Annotated in this window: 1 pseudogene; it reads right to left on the bottom strand. The window is 74.4% G+C overall.

Annotated elements, in window-relative coordinates:
• A pseudogene (locus tag ACQG3P_RS19000) lies at positions 1-328 on the bottom strand (FAD-dependent oxidoreductase); the annotation flags it as partial.

Here is a 328-nt window from a genome sequence, read left to right on the forward strand (position 1 = left end):
CGGGCCAGGGCCCGCGCGCGTCGCGCACGCGGCCCTTTGCGGTATCCACATCGACGATGGCGGTGTCGGCCTGCAGGTTGCCCGGGGGCTCCCAGGCCTGGGCCAGCAGCGAGAACAGCGCGCCGCGCTGCATGCCGATGCCGTGCAGGTGCGCAGGCAGCGCCGCATAGCGCATGTCCATCACCGCGCGCCCGCACGGCGTTTCTCCGTACAGCCGGCGCACCGGCGCGCCGTGCCGCAGCACCTCTGGCAGCAGGTCCAGCTGCCACAGCACGTCCAGACCGCTCGGCTGCAGCCGGAACCCCGCGCCTACCGGACCGGGCTTGGG

The sequence above is a fragment of the Stenotrophomonas sp. SrG genome (genome assembly GCF_050031795.1).
Taxonomy (GTDB): domain Bacteria; phylum Pseudomonadota; class Gammaproteobacteria; order Xanthomonadales; family Xanthomonadaceae; genus Stenotrophomonas; species Stenotrophomonas rhizophila_A.